The organism is Neobacillus sp. plas4 (assembly GCF_057221695.1).
Map to the genome: position 1 here is coordinate 5184851 of NZ_CM170152.1, position 16852 is coordinate 5201702.

Sequence of the window (16852 nt, forward strand, 5' to 3'; positions counted from 1 at the left end):
TCACAGCAAAAACCTCCATACATAGGAGGCAGAGGACGATGACAATAAAAACAGTAACTTCATTAAAAGAAGCGATTATTCAAAATATAGAGGATAATAAAGAGCTTTATCTTTCAACAAGCCATCAAATCCATGAAAAGCCTGAGATCGGGAACGAAGAATACTTCGCGTCTTCCCTGTTAACAGATATTCTTGTCAACGATGGTTTTGAAGTAGAAAAGGCTGTGGCTGGTCATGAAACGTCTTTTGTAGCTCGAAAAAAGTCTAATAAACCAGGTCCCTCCATCGCTTTCCTAGCAGAATATGATGCCCTGCCAGGTTTGGGACATGCATGCGGTCATAATATTATTGGTACAACAAGCGTGGCTGCAGCGATTGCATTAAGCAAGGTTTTAGCAGAAACTGGCGGCGAAGCAGTTGTGTTTGGCACCCCTGCTGAAGAAGGCGGTCCAAACGGCAGTGCCAAAGGAAGCTTTGTCAAACATGGATTAGTAGAAGGAATAGACGCAGCCATCATGATTCACCCAAATGGTGAGACACGTTTAACCAGCACCTCACTTGCTGTTGATCCACTGGACTTTGAATTTATCGGAAAGCCGGCACATGCCGCCGCTTCCCCGCAGGAAGGAATTAATGCTTTAGATGCGGTGATTCAGCTATTTAATGGCATTAATGCCTTAAGACAGCAACTGAAAGATGATGTACGCATCCATGGAATCATTACACATGGCGGCGACGCACCGAACATTATCCCTGAATATGCAAAAGCAAGATTTTACATTCGTGCTGCCACTCGTTCTGGTTTGAACGAAGTGACACGACGTGTAAAAGCTGTGGCAGAAGGTGCGGCATTAGCTACTGGTGCTAAGTTGAATGTCAAAGCCTTTCAAAATGAAGTCGATAATCTTCTATTAAATAGAACTTATGATGCTGTTTTCAAGGAAGTTGTTGAAGAATTAGGCGAAACCGTGATTGTTGAAGGGGACAAAGGCATCGGTTCAACAGACGCAGGTAACATCAGCCAAGTCGTCCCAACGATTCATCCATATATTAAAATTGGAGCGGCTGATCTTGTTGCCCACACGGTACCTTTTAGAGAAGCCGCAGCTTCACAAAGAGGCGATCAAGCCCTGATTACAGGCGCAAAAGCATTGGCACTGACCGCATTGAAACTTATTACAGAAGAAGACACATTGGCTGAAATTAAAGAAGAGTTCAAAGAAAGAAAAGCGGCAGAATTAAAGTAAAACATAAATGCCCAGCGACGTAAATGTTCGCTGGGTGATTTTATTTTATCGTCTGATTGCTATTTATCTCTGATTTAAGCCTTGTATTGCGCCTTTACCAATTCATAATAAACCCCTTGTTTCCCTAGTCCCCTGCTGGATAAAAGCAGCGAAGGCCTAACCCTTAACAGTATTGGAACTATTTTTAAAATCCATAAACCTCAAAATCATAAATTCTTGCGGCTTGATCGCCGCCTTGGGTTGGCTTGTCAGTCCATAATCGGACATAACGTGCATTTGTCAAGGTGATGCTGTGTTCTGAGACAGCCGCTATATTATCTGTTATCTTCACTGTCTCTGTCCAGTTTTCCCCGTCCGTACTTACTTCAATTCTGAATGCCCGGGTATTAAAGGCCCCCGGCTCCCCGCCTGCTTGTGCATGGCGAACAACGAATTTTGAAATTTCATATTGACTGCCAAGATCCACCTTTAACCAATGAGGGGCATCCCCTAATGCGCACCATTTACTTTTTACGTTCCCGTCAAAAGCATATTGTGCCGCTTCACTAGGAGCACATTGTCCGCTCGCAATGGCCATCTTATTCAAGGCAACATTTTTAATATCCTGGGCGGCTTCGGAAATGGTAATCATCGCTTCTTTTGTCAGGACACTTTCACCCTCACTGTTTTTTGCAATTAGGGTAACATGGTAAACGCCTTCTTTTTCATAGGTGACAACCGGATTTTCCTCCTTGCTTATAGACGGTGTTCCGCCCTCAAAATGCCATTCCACTGCTTCCGTTACTTCCGAAGATGCATTGAAAAATTGAATCTTCTCACCCGGTGCCGCTACCGTTTGAGCTGCCCTGAAATCTGCTTCCGGCTTTGGATATAGCGGCCAATCAAACGTAACAGCCGTAGGCTTGCTGCGTTTGAATTCTTTGTTCACCTCAACAATTTCTAAATTGGTGCTAGTTTCTTTCCCATCCCGCTTTAGATTGGAAAGGAAATACACATGGTTCGGTGTAGCACCAACAAATTCCTTTTCATTGTTTGGCAGCAACCGGTAAATTTCATAGTGACTCACATCGGAATCAGACGGCTCCCAAGCAAGCGCGACATCTGCATAAATTCCTTTGGTAAACTCAATCTTACTTACCTTTCCTTGCTTTGGAGAATGTATAGCATTATGCTTCTCATGCTTGTTATAAACCTTGATTTCTCCAATATTTGTTGTAAAATCTTTCACCTCGTTGTCACTTTCAATTAAAAGCGAGATGGCCGCAATGTTTTTACCGCTAAATTTTTTCAGTTTAACCGAAGCGGTTATCCATTGATTATGACTTTGTTTTTTCACATCGAAATAGATAAATTGATTAGGAGTGTCGGTGAAACTGACCCCAATCTTCATGTTTGGCTTTTTCAAATCTGTCTTGTAAGTCAGTGAGATTTCTGTGTCCTTTTGAATCGGCAGATTGGTTTTGTAAAGTTTAATATGTGTTGGATTGTTTGCATCAATGGCACCTGAAAGCTTTAATGAGCTTCCGCCGTAATAAGAAGTTTCCCAATCAAAATCAACGTGAACAGCTTTTCCGCCATCTTTCAGCCAGCGCCAGGTTGGAAGAATATCCTGCAGGCTGCGGTTATTCCATGACTGTTCGCTTACCTGCTTCCCATCAACAGCGAAAAACTTGCCGCTGCCCGTATTAAAATGAGTGACGAATGGCAATTCCTTAATGGTCGTTTTGGCCGTGAAATAATGTGCCATCCCTTTCCACGCACCGTTATCATTTGTTGAGGCAGGATTTGCGTACTTGCCAACCCAGAATTCATTTTCCTTTTGATAAAACTGTTCCATTGTTTCAGATGTTTTAAAAGCCCAGTCCGGACGATAAATTCCTAAAGAGGTAACAGGAGCTTTTCCCTCAGGGAAGATTCCCTGCCAAGGAATATTTGTGCTTGTTCCATTCGCTTCCACATCAATTCCAGTATACAAGTCATATGGGCTTCTGCCGAGTTCCTTTGCTTTAGCAGCCGACGATTGCTGATCGCGCCACCAGAAGTTTAAAAACATGCTATCAGAAACACGTTTGTGGCCGTCCTGTAAAAAGCTGCTATTTTTATCCGTTAATGCATTTTGCCAATTGATAGGGCCATCCTTCGTCATCGAATCGTACCACATCATTTGCATATCTTCCTGTTTATGTTTTTGAAGATACACTAGGAATTCTTGCATTTTTTCAGCAGTCTGTGCGTTTCCGCCTTCGGTTTCCTGGTTAATGAACCAGCCGTCAAACCCATAGTAATTTGCAACTTCTAACAGCTTGTCCGCTGCCGGGAAAGATCCATCCTCCCGCTGAGCAAGCATTTGGTTGACCCATTCAGCCTTTCCGCCATAAACAGTAGGAGGAAAGAAAACGTTTCCTAAAATCGGTACGCCGTTTTTATGGGCAGCGTCAATTACATCTGTACTTGGCGGCACAATAATACCTTCACCGGCTGAGCCAGCCCAATACACCATGAGATCAACATATTGCCAATAACTAAAGGTATTTGCATAAAAATCCTTCCCGCCTTGAGATGGCACCCCGCTCGTCGTAGGGTTTAAGGCAGACAAAGCCACTAACTTTGCATCAGATTGTGCATGGTCATTGACTTTGTATAACACATCCCGTTTGGCTAGTGGAATCTGGCTGCGGTTAAACACAGCGTTTGGATCCTTCTCTGGAGTCCAGTTTAATAGTTGTTCAGGATACCAGTAAGATGATTCTGGTTGTTTCGCAAAGCTTGCATTCGGCCATAACAGGATGAAACACATGCCGAAAAAGACAGCCATGAGCAATTGGCTTTTCTTCAAATTAATCATTTTCCATCTCTCCCTATTCTAGTTTTTATATTGAAGCTTTTTTGAGCGAGCTTCCTTCCCATTACCATCCCTATTAAGAAATGGATAGCGCTATCATTTTTTCAAATACTCTATCAATCAACTTTTGTTCTACAATATTCCGAACCGTATGAACCGTCAATGGAATAGAAAAACGTAATAAGGTTTTTCCACCCTTTCTATAATTAGTTCATTGAAAACTTCGATTTTAAATGAGATAAGGGACAGTCCTTGCGTTACTAAAAGGAATGGTGCCTGACACCAAAAAAGACCCTAGTTCCCTAACGGGTTCCGTTTCCTATCACAAACATTAAAAATGCAAGTCAAAATGAGTGCCAATTTGCTTATGAAATTGACACTCATTTTATTGGTGTAAAGCGGGACCAGCTTTGGTCCTTTTCTATTACCCTTATTTCTTGTTAATTTTTTTCCCAGCCCTTACTTTTTAATTTCATTATGGATGACTTATTTGTAGACGATTTATTGAACGTATAAAAATACTAAAGCAGTTAATATTAATATCAATGAAAACCCGATAGCGCTGATCATGTAGTAAATTATCTTACTTCTATAAGAAGTTAAAAGAGAGAGAAAATATGAGGTTTTTAAAGAAAAAGAATATAAAAGTGTTGGATCCTAATGCCTCTTTACCCAGTCAAGCAATGGAACCCAATCCCAAAGATGGCTTAAAAACGAGTCTACAACAAAATTTAAAAACGCTAAAAGATACCCTTGGGAAAAGTTCAGATATAATCATTCGTGAAATTCGATTTGGAAAAGAAGGATCCATTAAAGCCGGTGTGATCTATACGGATGGATTAACCGATACACCCTCATTACAAAATTTTATTTTGGAAACGCTCATGCTAGATATCAAGGAGATTGATTTACAGCAAAAAAGATCTCCTGAGCAAAATCTTATTCGTATATTAAAAGATGTTGCTTTGACAGTTGGAGAAATTAAGGAAGTAACTAGTATTGACGTTATTCTAACGAGTCTTTTGTCTGGAGATACCATTATTTTACTCGACGGATATGCGCAAGGGTTAATCATTTCCAATCGACAATGGGCCGAGCGAGGGGTAACGGAACCAACGGCTCAAACGGTCGTAAGAGGACCGCGAGAAGGATTTACCGAAAATTTGCGTATCAATACGGCTCTAATCCGGAGAAAACTTAAGGACCCGAACCTATGGCTGGAGTCAAAGGTGATAGGAACACGCACGAAAACCAACATTGCCATCGTTTATATTAATGACATTGCAGATGACAAAATCGTGAAAGAAGTCCATTTACGTTTGGATCGTATCAACATTGATGGAATTCTCGAAAGTGGGAATATAGAAGGATTAATTCAAGATTCAACCTATTCACCTTTCTCTACCATTTATAACACGGAACGTCCAGATGTAGTAGCTGCAGCGCTGCTAGAGGGGCGTATAGCTATTTTAGTAGATGGAACACCCTTTGTATTACTTGTTCCAGCATTATTCATTCAGTTTTTCCAGTCTCCTGAAGACTACTATGAGCGTACGGTTTTTGGGAGTCTTATTCGAACCCTTCGGTTTGTAGCATTCATCATCTCATTGCTTGCACCTGCTTTATTTATTGCCATTACAACTTACCATCAATCTATGCTGCCACCTTCACTTCTCATTAGTCTGGCAGCCCAGCGAGAAGGTGTTCCATTTCCAGCATTTGTTGAAGCGCTCATTATGGAGGTTACCTTTGAAATTTTGAGGGAAGCAGGCATAAGAATGCCACGTTCTATTGGTACGGCTATGTCAATTGTTGGGGCATTTGTGATAGGCACAGCAGCGGTCGAAGCAGGATTAATTTCAGCTATGATGGTTATCATTGTTTCAATAACCGCTATTTCTAATTTTGTTTCCCCTTCTTACGAAATGGCAATCGCAGTAAGGATACTTCGTTTTGTATTTATGGCGTTAGCTGCTTCGTTTGGTATATTTGGAATTATGGTTGGTTTAATTGCCCTTATTCTGCATTTATGCGGTTTGCGTTCTTTTGGCATACCTTATATGTCTCCGATTGCTCCATTTAATACTTCTGATCAAAAGGATACGTTTATTGTCCTGCCTATATGGAAAATGATTACTCGACCCCACCTAATGAATCAAAAAAATAGGATTAGGCAGCAAGATTCAGCTGATGCGAAACCAGCGCCGCCAGAAAATAAGAAGGATGGGGGGAGTTCGTGATGAATAAGTGCCTATTTGCGATCCTCATTCTCAGTCTCTTTCTGACAGGCTGCTGGGACCGGCGAGAATTGAATCAACTCGCCATTATGCTGGCGATGGGAGTGGAGAAAGTTGAAGAGGAATATCAGGTATTCGCTCAAGTTGTTGTACCTTCTGAAGTGTCCATGAAAGGAAGTACGGGGAGTACAACGGTAACTCTCTATAGTGCTAGAGGGGAATCCGTCTATGAAGCTTTTCGAAAAATGACAAAGGACTCGCCTCGAAAAATATATCCTGGACATCTTCAAATGCTTGTAATTGGGGAGGAATTAGCTAAAGAGGGGATAGGTGAATCCTTAGATTTACTGTCAAGAGATTGGGAACTTCGACCGGATTTCTATGTCGTTGTGACGAAAGGTACCTCCCCTAGTGAAATACTAAATATCACGACAAATCTAGAAAGCATACCAGCGAATAAAATGTTTAACAGTCTTAAGATGTCAGAAATAGCGTGGTCCGGTACAAAAAGTATTACGTTAGATGAGCTGATATTAGATCTTATAAGTTACGGGAAACAAGCTGTTATTACAGGAATTCAATTAAAAGGAAACCCTAAAATAGGGTCAAGCAAAAAGAATGTAGAATCGGTTTCTCCTGCCGCTTCCATTCGATATGATGATCTAGCCGTGTTTAAAGGAGACAAACTGGCAGGCTGGTTAACGGAAGAGGAAACCATCGGTTATAGTTATATCACAGATTCCGTAAAAACAACGGTTAGACGAATATCTTGTCCTGAAGAGGGGCAAGCCACAATAGCGGTCGTTCAATCCAATTCTGATGTAAAAGGGTATATAAGGAAAGGGAACCCGGAGGTGGATATCAATATTAAAGTGGAAGGAAACATAGGATCAGTAGAATGTAAAATGGATCTTAACGATTTGGGAACAATTGCTGAGCTTGAGAAAATATACGAAAAAGAAAATATAGCAATCATTAACAAAACGATTGACACATTACAAAAAAAATATAAAACAGACATATTTGGCTTTGGTGAAGCCATCCATCGTTCGAATCCAAAAGAGTGGAATAAGATCAAAGATAAATGGGACGAAGAGTTCTCTAACTTAACAGTGAATACTAAAATGGATTTGAAAATTCTAAGTACGGGTACGGCAAATAATTCCTTTTTAGAAAAGATAAAGGACTAAAAAATATGCTGAAAGTGATAGGAATTCTTTTGATTGCAGCTGCCATTGTGTGGATGGAGGTACCACCTCTCTTGGAGAAAAAGTATAAAAAAGAGTTGGTGGTTTTTTCCACCCTTCTTATCATTGGAGTAGGATTAGGTATTGCATTAGGGTTGGGAAAACCCATTCCAAATCCACTGGAATTACTAACTTTAGTGTTTAAACCGATTCATGATGTTTTTGTTCGTTGAAATATTAGAACGCACCGGAAGGGAAGTCATGTTATGAAATGAAGCAAAACGTAAAAATAAATTCATATCAATTTCTCATTTTAGTTACGTTATTCACGATTGGTACGAGCATCTTAATTGTCCCATCAGGATTAGCCGCTAAAGCGAAACAAGATGCCTGGATTGTTGCAATAGTAGGTATGGTAATCGGACTAGTAGTTATTTGGCTATTTTGTTTCATAGCACAATGGTTTCCTCAACTTACCTTTGTACAAATGAACGAAAAGATTTTAGGAAAATGGCTAGGTAAGGCCTTCTCGCTTTTGTTTGTATTCATGTCCTTTATCTATGCGTCAAGTCTATTGTTTTATTCTGGTTCATTCCTCAACACACATTTGTTGCCCAATACTCCAATGGCATCCCTTAATATTTTAATGGCGATTATTATCGTAATGGGAGTTCATCTAGGATTAAAGACGATTGCTCGTTCAGCTGAAATAGTCATTCTTATTTTCTTCGTTCTTTTTTTCTTTTTAGTGCTATTTATTTCACCTGAAGTCAAGTTTGAAAACGTACAGCCGGTATTTGAGGCAGGGACAAAAACAATCATTCAATCAACTTTTCCTTTCATTGAAGTAACTTCTGTCAATGCTATCGTTTTATTAATGTTTTTTCCTGTCAATGTTAACAATATGAAACAAGCGAATAAATCCTTTTATATTGGATACTTAATAGGCGGAATCGTTATCATTATCTTTACATTTTTGAGTGTTTCAGTATTAGGTGCTTATAATACTGCAGCGGAGGTTTTTCCTAGCTATGAATTGGCCAAAAGAATCAATATTGGGGATTTTATACAGCGTATTGAGGCATTGATGGCTGGATTATGGATTATCGCCCTTTATTTTAAGGCAACCATTTATTTTTATGCTTCCGTGTTAGGGATTGCCCAAATATTAAATTTGAAAGACTACCGACCTTTGATCATACCATTAGGAATAATTGGCGTAGTCCTTTCCCTTGTGATCTATCCGAATGTCGTTTACCAACAAAATTGGAACCAGACAACAGGTATATTCTTTTCGTTTTTGATTGGATTGTTTTTACCACTTTTGCTGGTTACTGTATATTCTATTCGAAGAAAACAATTGAAAAAAGCGGCTGAAAGTTCTTGAATGAGGATACTTGATTAAAATGGTTGTATGGTATCTTATTTTACGAACGGGTGCTTTAGTGGAATAGGAAGTAAAAATAAATAAATAAATCAAAAAGCTCAGTTCGTATCATATCGGACTGGGCTATTCTTTTGTTGAAAACAAAACAAAAAACACCGCAGATTGCGGTGCAATTTGGTACACATTTTCAGCTGTAAATGATGGTTTTGTGATAGGAAACGGAACCCGTTACTAGTTCCCTAGAGTCTTTTTGGTTTGTTTATTCATGCGAAACAATAAACTCAGCTTTCCCATCTAATTTGAATTGACGAACACCATGTGGAAGGATAAAATGGGAACCCTTCCCATAATCGAAGGATTTTCCATCGATTGTGATGGCGCCCTTACCGTCTACAACGCTTACTTGTAAAAAGTCTTTATCCATTTCACAATCAGCCTGTCCGTTTAATTCCCAGTGATACACAGTGAAATACTGTTCCTCCACTAATTTCATTTCGACTAAACAGCCATTAACCTTTTCAGTCTGTTTAACTTCGGCATCGTGATGTGGAATGGTTGTCACCTGTTTAGATCGTTCAAGATGTAATTCACGTGTATTGCCGGCTGCATCTTTTCGGTCATAATCATACACACGGTAGGTAATATCAGAACTTTGCTGTGTTTCAAGAATCACGATGCCTTTTCCAATCGCATGAATCGTGCCACTTGGAACATAGACAAAATCGCCCGCCTTCACTTTCACACGTCTTAAAAGCTTGTCCCATTGACCATGATCAATCATCTCCACCAATTCCTCTTCTGTCTTGGAAAAATGACCCAATACAAGCTCCGCCCCTTCGTCTGCGCTTAGCACGTACCAGCATTCGGTTTTTCCATAAGGAACTCCTTCCACATCACGGGCAAATTGATCATTTGGGTGAACTTGAACGGATAAATCATCAGCAGCGTCCAAAATTTTCACAAGCAAAGGATACTCCCCTTGCTCAACAGCGCTCTTATTAAAAAGCCCTTTATGTTCATTCCAGGCATCGGCCAACGTTTTTCCCGCAAGAGGACCATTGGTAATCGTGCTTGGACCATGCGGATGCGCAGAAATCACCCACGCCTCACCGGTCATATCACTGGGAATCTCATAATCGAATTCTGTTCGTAACTTCTGCCCGCCCCAAATTCTCTCTTGAAACACTGGCTGCAAAAAAATCGGCTCATCCTTATACATAATTAACCTCCATTGATTATTATTACAACGTTTCAGTAGATTTCTATTTATCCTGCCATGTAAGGTTGAAACTTCTTTTTGTATTTTTGATACTTAAAAAGTGAAATAAGGCACCAATTAAATTGGCGTCGTTATCAAATTGACAGGCTTCAACCGTAATATCGAGCGTAGAAATTTCATCCTTCAAATTCCTCAACTCCTGATTAATCCCTTCAATTACTTCCGGCCTTTTGCTAATTCCCCCTCCGATCAGAATCTTCTCTGGGTCGAGAGCGTATTTAATATTATAGATTCCAGCTGCCAGCTTTTTGTAGAATACCGTTATGCATTTATTCGCAATGGCGTCGCCTTCTGCAGCCATGCGAAATACCTTCTCCCCATCCAAACTTCCCTTTTCCAAGGACTTCCTCCGTTCAACTTCTTGAACGAGAGCATTTGTTGAAGCTACTTGGCTCCAAGTTGATCGCAATGGATTCTTTAGAGGGTCCTCGATAATCATATAGCCAAATTCTCCCCCGTGAAGGGAAGCGCCTCGTAAAATGGTATGATTCATCACAATACTGCCGCCAATTCCCGTGCCAATAACAATACAAATATAGTAATCTGTTTCTTTAGCTGATCCTAGCCAGCCTTCTGCCAATGCTGCACAGTTTGCATCATTTTCGATTGAAACGTCCAGACCTGTTCGTTCTCTTATTAATTCTATTATGGGTACGCCGTGAATATAAGGAACAGCACTTGCCCCGCCAATATAACCGCTTTTTACATCCACTGCACCCGGAGAACTTAGGGCAATCCCTTGAAAGGCATAAGATTGTCGATACTGGGTAACAATTTCAGAAGTCTTCTGTAGAAATATTTCTAATCCTGTTTGAGGAGTAGGAATCTTCCCGCTTTCCAGTTTCATTCCATGCTCATTCATCACCGCAAACTTAATATACGTTCCTCCGATATCAAATACCATATAAGCCTTCATGATCGGCCTCCTCTTGCTAAAACGCTGCTTGTTGTGTCAATAAAGCTGCACCAATCACACCTGCTTTTGTACCTAAGGAAGCATTCACCATTTCCACCTTATTTCGCAGCTGCGGATATAAGAAGTCATTCACTCTCTCAACAAGCAACGGCATAATGTGGTCCCCTGACTGCATGACTCCACCTCCAAGAACAATAATGTGCGGATCAACCGTATGAACAATATTCGCAATCCCTTTTGCCAAGGAGGTAACCATTTGATCGACAATCATTTGCGCTTCTTTGTCTCCGTTCATAGCCAGTGCGAATACTTCCCCTGCATGCGCTGTAATCGCAAGCTGTTCGATTCCACGTTTTTTCACTGCTGTCCCGCTAGCCAATGTCTCTAAAGCTCCAACATTCAAGGCATGGTGCGGCGGTCCGTCTGATTCCACAATTAGATTGCCTATTTCACCGGCACAAAAATTCGCACCTTGGAGCAGCTGCTTCCGGAAGACAAAACCGCCGCCCACTCCAGTACTAACGGTGATATAAAAAACAGATTCTTTTCCTCTACCAGCGCCTATAATGGCCTCGGCTAGTGCAGCTGCATTTGCGTCATTATCAAGGACAACTTTTTTCTGCAGGGCCTTCTCTAACATGTCTACCAATGGGATATTGTCCCACCCAGGCAGATTGTTTGGACTTAAGATTAAGCCTTCTTTTACATCTAAAGGACCAGGCGATCCAATTCCGATGGCGTCAATGTTTCGTTCCCGCAAGATATTCTCACAAAGCTGAATTATTTGATTGATGACATGATAAGGGCCTTTTTCACTTTCTGTTTTAACATTCATTTCTTCTACCAATTGACCTTCGGATGTTACGACAGCGACCCTTAAATTGGTTCCTCCTAAATCAATTCCTAAAAGATACTTCTCCATCTCCAGCCACTTCCTTTCTGTTGTATGAATAGATTTACTGTGTTTAAGCCCCGCTTGACAGCTCAATTAGAAGCCATTATTTTTAGACAACACTCTATACCATCTGCCTGATTTCTTAATCGTTCGCTTTAAATTGTTCCTTAAATCTACTTCTACTAATCCGTATCGATTCTTATAGGCGTTCGTCCATGACCAGTTATCCATAAATGTCCAAAGATGATATCCAAGGCACTTTGCTCCTTCTTCAAGAGCTTTATGGACCCATTTCAAATGTTCTGAGATAAACTCGATGCGATAACCATCCTCGATGAAACCCTGTTCATTCCGAAACTTCTCTTCCCCTTCAACCCCCATTCCATTTTCCGAGATAAAGAATGGGATATTATCATAATGATCGCGAATATTTATCATAATGTCATAGATGACTTCCTCACAAATCTCCCAGCCTCGATGTGGATTGATTTTTCTCCCCGGCATCAAATACGGATCGAAAAGATTTTCCGGCATAAACGGAGCGTCTATCGGTACTGGCTGTTCCTTTGCTTTCACACGGCGCGGCTGGTAATAGTTCACGCCAAGAATATCAATGGGATGGTTCCGAATGACCTCCAAATCTCCCGGTTCAACCGCTGGCAGTTGCTCTCTTTCTCTTAAAATTTCAATTAAATCCTTGGGGTACTCTCCTTTTGTTACCGGGTCAAGAAAGCTGCGATTAAAGAATAAATCCGCGATATGGGCAGCCTCCTTATCAGCAGATTCCTCACTCCTCGGATAAGATGGTGTTAAGTTTAAGATAATCCCAATTTGACCATCAATTTTCATTTTTCTAAATGCAGCAACCGCTTTCGCATGGGCAACAATAGTATTGTGAGCAACCTGTGCCCCCCGCTTAAAATCTACTACTCTTGGAAAATGCAAATTATATAAATAACCGGCCTCAACAGGAACAATCGGTTCGTTAAAGGTAAACCAATACTTTACCCGGTCCCCAAACAAGGAAAAGCAGGTTTCGGCAAAGTTTACATAGGCATCGACCACTTCCCGGGACTCCCAGCCGCCTTGTTCCTGCATGCACATTGGCATATCAAAGTGGTATAAGTTCATGAACGGCTCAATATCATTGGCAATTAACTCGTTAATGACCTGATTGTAAAAATCCACTGCTTGCTGATTTATTTTTCCCACACCGTCTGGAATCAGCCTTGACCATTGAATCGAGGTGCGGAAGGAATTATGGCCCGTTTCCTTCATTAATTGAATGTCCTCTTGGTAGCGATGATAGAAATCGGATGTGTCTCCCGGTCCTACCTCATTATGAAAGCATTCCGGCTCTATGCTATACCAATAATCCCATATACTAGGTTTCCTGCCGTCGATCAAGGCTGCACCTTCTGTTTGCGGACCAGAAGCAGCACTTCCCCACCAAAAATGTTCTGGAAAACGATAAGTTAAGTTTTTTTCATGAATAGGTTTGTCCATTGTTCATCCCCGTCTCTTTTCTATACTTTTACATTACATAGGAGTTCTATATTTTTCTCCATTCACTTGGCGTCGTGCCTACATTTTTTCTAAACTGTTTATAAAAATAAGTGGTATCGGAATACCCAACCTTTTTGCCAATTTCACCTGCTCGGTAATGGGTTGACTTGAGAAGTTCCTTTGCCTTTTCCAAGCGATATCGGTTTAAATACTCAGAGAATACAACACCGATTTCTTTTTGAAATAATTGTCCCAGATAAATGGCATTGACATGAAACTGCTGACCCAATGTTTTTAATGAGACTCCTTGATCATAATGCACATGTATGAAATCAAGGACATTTTGTACAATAGGACTGCGCATATTTACTTGATTAAGAATGGAAAGAATTAATTCTCGGCAATATTCCTTTAAAATGGTCTTCATCTGATGAATGTCTTTGCTATAAACAACCTTTTCGACGGCAGCTGTGTAATAGGAAAGATCGTCAGACTGCAGTGAATAATGGATATAAGAAATTAAATCATACGTGTATTTTTTAACTGCTTGGGGTGAAATAAAGGATGATTTACTCGTTATATCCTGAAAGTATGAATCTACCATTTTAAGTGCTTCCTCATCCGCTTTCAATATCAACTTTACAATATTATCCTTGAATTCCTGTTGTTTCTTCATTTCCTCCTGCTTATCTATCGTTAAACGTTCAGATATAAGTACATTAGGATTTAAATATAACTGAAGTAAACTATAATCCCTTGCACTCGCAAAACTCTCTTCTAAATCCTCTACTGTTTTAACAGGCTTTCCCATCGATAAATAGAAGATACCTGACTTACTTTGGTCACTATTAAAATCATGTACAAGGCTTTGGTTGAATTTGAATAATTCTTCTTCGTTTGTACCTCCAAAAATAATCAGCAATTCCTGATTCGGGCTATATAGACATAGTGCTGAAAATTGTTCCTCAATATAGTTCCTAATATCCTTGGAAATCTCAGCCTTAAGATAATTCTCAAAACTTAAGATTGAAACACTATAATATGGCTGATTGAATTGAATATTGTAAAAGGACAACCTTTCAAGACAATCATTCTTATCAATTTCACCATTTAAAAAACGCCATAACGTATTTTCCTTCAGCGTTGACGGTTCCTGTTCCTGATTGCCTTCTGTCACGGCCTTCAATTTATCGCCTACATTTCGGATGGTCTTTAATAATTCTTCCTCATCCACAGGCTTCACTAAATAGTTTTCTATCCCTAACAATAACCCTTGCTTAATAAACTCAAACTCTTGGTATCCTGTTAAAACAATACATTTTACCTTCCGCTGAAGGATTTTCACTTCTTTTATTAATTCTAAACCAGTCATTTCTGCCATCATTATATCGGTAACTAGAATGTCAATTTGATTTTCTTTTAGATAGGATAGAGCTTCTTCGCCACTCTCAGCTGTAGACACAACCTCAAAGCCATAATCCGCCCAATCCAACAACACCTTAAGCCCGTTTGTGATTAAAGGTTCATCGTCGACAAGAAGTACCTTATACATCGCTGGTCCCCCTTACTGGAATTGACAGGGTAACAATCGTCCCTTTATTTTGGATGCTATTTAAGGAAATCCCAAACTGATTTCCGTATTTCAATTTTAGTCGGTGATGGATATTTCTTAATCCAATCGATTTCATCTCATCCCCCTCTTCAGAATTGATATGATGGACAATTCTGGAGTGTTCTTCCTCTGTCATCCCCTTACCATTATCTTCAACACTGATTTCTACCAAATCACCAAGATGCCTGGCACGTATAAATAACTGATTATCTGTCCGATCCTTTTTAAAACCATGCACGAAATAATTTTCAATGATTGGCTGCAAAATTAATTTTTGCATAGGTGTTCGTTCAACATCACTGGGAATATCAAAGGAAACCTGTAATTTGTTTGGGTATTTAAATTGCATTAATTTTAAATATTGATTCACATACTCAATCTCTGTATAAAAAGGGACTGTATCAATCGATTCTAAAGAATAGCGGAACAGTTTGGATAAATGGAATATCATTTTACTAGAAGTTTTTGAACCCTCTACGACAGCTACCATCCGAATAGCCTCCAGCGTATTGAATAGAAAATGCGGATCAATTTGTGCCTGAAGTGCCTTTAATTCCGCTTCCTGCTGCTTTAGAGTTAACAGGTAAAATTGTTCAATATAATTATTCAATTCATCTAACATTGAATTGATATTCACAGCGATTTTTGATAATTCATCATCACGCTGCGATTTTGGAATCCTTGCATCTAAGTTTCCCTTTTCAACTTGGCGAATAATCGAAACGATGGTATGAATTCGCCGTGAATAATTTCGGGTAAAGGAGTAAGAGATTAAAATAGAGATAATGATGAAAAAAATAATGACAAACCACATGGTACCTCTGATAATCGTTAGCTTTTGCCACCCTCTATCAGGAATAACACTGACATAGGTATAATCCCCTTTGTTTGCTATGGTATTTATATAAAAATCTCTATCCTCCCACTCCATTTTTATCTCATTTGTTTCCGGTTTTATCTGATCGATTAGCTCTAAGGGAACGTCACCATTATTGCACGAATAAACGACACTCCCTTCACCATCAACCAAAAATAAGGAGGCGGGGGATTCATCATGCTTTTTAACAATTTTGTCTAAAGTATCAGTGGAGTAGAAAATAGTAATTTCACCTATTTTTTTCAAAGATACTGGATTATTAATAACCATTTTTTTTGTAATCGTATTTATTAACTTTCGGCCTTTAGGCAACCCATCTCCACTAAGGTTTGGAATACCTCTTGAAAGAAGTGAAGATTCTGAGCTTGATTCGGGGGCAACCATGCTTTTATTCCATCTTAAATAATGATAAATGTGCAAATATTCAATGGAAGGATTTTCGAGCGAGCGGATACCAACTGCATTAATATCAGGATCTTGACCGAAATATGCATTTAAATAGGTATCGATATTACTTGGAACAAATGATTGACTTTCAGAAAATTTATCCAAACGGTATTTTAAATATTCCTCATACCCATTGTTAAGGGCAAAGGAGATATCATCAATCATGTCTCCATTCACATAAAAATCCCTTTTGGCTCGATCAATATCGGCATCTTTTGCGGAAAAGTAATCCTCCACCCTTTCCATTGTCCTTGTATTGATATTAATTTCTTTTTGAATAATAATTTCGGAGTAATAGTTGGTAATGGTAATGATTAAGATAATAACGGTCGCAATGATTGTAAGCGAAGATATTAAAAATAGTTTATTAAAAATATTTTGAGTGAATCGTCCTTTTTTATCGGTTCCCATTATGATGTC

The 16852-nt window shown here is 39.7% G+C and carries 12 protein-coding genes; 5 read left to right on the forward strand and 7 right to left on the reverse strand.

Annotated features, from left to right (window positions below; all coding sequences use genetic code 11):
• Window positions 1-38: 38 nt before the first annotated feature.
• On the forward strand, window positions 39-1247 hold the full coding sequence (locus AC2TFD_RS26170; RefSeq protein WP_335520191.1) for a M20 family metallopeptidase: 1209 nt from the start codon (window positions 39-41) through the stop codon (window positions 1245-1247).
• Window positions 1248-1431: 184 nt separating this feature from the next.
• Here the strand turns inward: AC2TFD_RS26170 and AC2TFD_RS26175 are convergent, their stop codons facing one another.
• Complete coding sequence (locus tag AC2TFD_RS26175) at window positions 1432-4092, reverse strand: endo-beta-N-acetylglucosaminidase (protein ID WP_484674225.1); 2661 nt, start codon at window positions 4090-4092, stop codon at window positions 1432-1434.
• Between the two features lie 614 nt (window positions 4093-4706).
• On the opposite strand from AC2TFD_RS26175, the gene AC2TFD_RS26180 reads away from it, so the two are divergent.
• The 4 genes from AC2TFD_RS26180 to AC2TFD_RS26195 are packed head-to-tail and all read left to right on the forward strand — an operon-like array spanning window position 4707 to window position 8900.
• On the forward strand, window positions 4707-6329 hold the full coding sequence (locus tag AC2TFD_RS26180; protein ID WP_335512401.1) for a spore germination protein: 1623 nt from the start codon (window positions 4707-4709) through the stop codon (window positions 6327-6329).
• Entirely contained in the window at window positions 6329-7516 is a 1188-nt protein-coding gene (locus AC2TFD_RS26185; protein ID WP_335512403.1) for a Ger(x)C family spore germination protein, read from the forward strand. Before AC2TFD_RS26180 ends, AC2TFD_RS26185 begins: the two co-directional genes overlap by 1 nt.
• Before the next feature lie 5 nt (window positions 7517-7521).
• Window positions 7522-7746 (forward strand): hypothetical protein, encoded by a 225-nt coding sequence (locus AC2TFD_RS26190; protein ID WP_335512405.1) that lies wholly within the window; start codon window positions 7522-7524, stop codon window positions 7744-7746.
• Between the two features lie 38 nt (window positions 7747-7784).
• On the forward strand, window positions 7785-8900 hold the full coding sequence (locus AC2TFD_RS26195; RefSeq protein WP_335512408.1) for a GerAB/ArcD/ProY family transporter: 1116 nt from the start codon (window positions 7785-7787) through the stop codon (window positions 8898-8900).
• 259 nt (window positions 8901-9159) lie between these two features.
• Here the strand turns inward: AC2TFD_RS26195 and manA are convergent, their stop codons facing one another.
• From manA to AC2TFD_RS26225, 6 genes are all read right to left on the reverse strand, one after another.
• The gene (manA, locus tag AC2TFD_RS26200; protein WP_484674226.1) at window positions 9160-10119 is read right to left on the reverse strand and encodes a mannose-6-phosphate isomerase, class I; all 960 of its coding nucleotides are present in this window, start codon (window positions 10117-10119) and stop codon (window positions 9160-9162) included.
• A 43-nt stretch (window positions 10120-10162) separates the two neighbouring features.
• Entirely contained in the window at window positions 10163-11095 is a 933-nt protein-coding gene (locus tag AC2TFD_RS26205; RefSeq protein ID WP_484674227.1) for an ROK family protein, read from the reverse strand.
• A 16-nt stretch (window positions 11096-11111) separates the two neighbouring features.
• On the reverse strand, window positions 11112-12017 hold the full coding sequence (locus AC2TFD_RS26210; RefSeq protein WP_484674228.1) for an ROK family protein: 906 nt from the start codon (window positions 12015-12017) through the stop codon (window positions 11112-11114).
• 66 nt (window positions 12018-12083) lie between these two features.
• Entirely contained in the window at window positions 12084-13496 is a 1413-nt protein-coding gene (locus AC2TFD_RS26215) for a glycoside hydrolase family 1 protein (RefSeq protein WP_484674229.1), read from the reverse strand.
• Window positions 13497-13542: 46 nt separating this feature from the next.
• The gene (locus AC2TFD_RS26220; RefSeq protein WP_335512418.1) at window positions 13543-15048 is read right to left on the reverse strand and encodes a response regulator transcription factor; all 1506 of its coding nucleotides are present in this window, start codon (window positions 15046-15048) and stop codon (window positions 13543-13545) included.
• Window positions 15041-16843 carry a sensor histidine kinase gene (locus tag AC2TFD_RS26225; protein WP_335512421.1) on the reverse strand — a complete coding sequence of 601 codons (1803 nt, stop codon included), beginning with the start codon at window positions 16841-16843 and terminating at the stop codon, window positions 15041-15043. Before AC2TFD_RS26225 ends, AC2TFD_RS26220 begins: the two co-directional genes overlap by 8 nt.
• Window positions 16844-16852 lie beyond the last annotated feature (9 nt).

Excerpts from the sequence above, each read along its gene's own strand:
- AC2TFD_RS26210 (WP_484674228.1), bottom strand. The coding sequence starts at position 12,017 with ATGGAGAAGTATCTTTTAGGAATTGATTTAGGAGGAACCAATTTAAGG.
- AC2TFD_RS26225 (WP_335512421.1), bottom strand. The coding sequence starts at position 16,843 with ATGGGAACCGATAAAAAAGGACGATTCACTCAAAATATTTTTAATAAA.
- AC2TFD_RS26195 (WP_335512408.1), top strand. The coding sequence starts at position 7,785 with ATGAAGCAAAACGTAAAAATAAATTCATATCAATTTCTCATTTTAGTT.
- AC2TFD_RS26220 (WP_335512418.1), bottom strand. The coding sequence starts at position 15,048 with ATGTATAAGGTACTTCTTGTCGACGATGAACCTTTAATCACAAACGGG.
- AC2TFD_RS26205 (WP_484674227.1), bottom strand. The coding sequence starts at position 11,095 with ATGAAGGCTTATATGGTATTTGATATCGGAGGAACGTATATTAAGTTT.
- AC2TFD_RS26190 (WP_335512405.1), top strand. The coding sequence starts at position 7,522 with ATGCTGAAAGTGATAGGAATTCTTTTGATTGCAGCTGCCATTGTGTGG.
- AC2TFD_RS26215 (WP_484674229.1), bottom strand. The coding sequence starts at position 13,496 with ATGGACAAACCTATTCATGAAAAAAACTTAACTTATCGTTTTCCAGAA.
- manA (WP_484674226.1), bottom strand. The coding sequence starts at position 10,119 with ATGTATAAGGATGAGCCGATTTTTTTGCAGCCAGTGTTTCAAGAGAGA.
- AC2TFD_RS26170 (WP_335520191.1), top strand. The coding sequence starts at position 39 with ATGACAATAAAAACAGTAACTTCATTAAAAGAAGCGATTATTCAAAAT.
- AC2TFD_RS26185 (WP_335512403.1), top strand. The coding sequence starts at position 6,329 with ATGAATAAGTGCCTATTTGCGATCCTCATTCTCAGTCTCTTTCTGACA.
- AC2TFD_RS26180 (WP_335512401.1), top strand. The coding sequence starts at position 4,707 with ATGAGGTTTTTAAAGAAAAAGAATATAAAAGTGTTGGATCCTAATGCC.
- AC2TFD_RS26175 (WP_484674225.1), bottom strand. The coding sequence starts at position 4,092 with ATGATTAATTTGAAGAAAAGCCAATTGCTCATGGCTGTCTTTTTCGGC.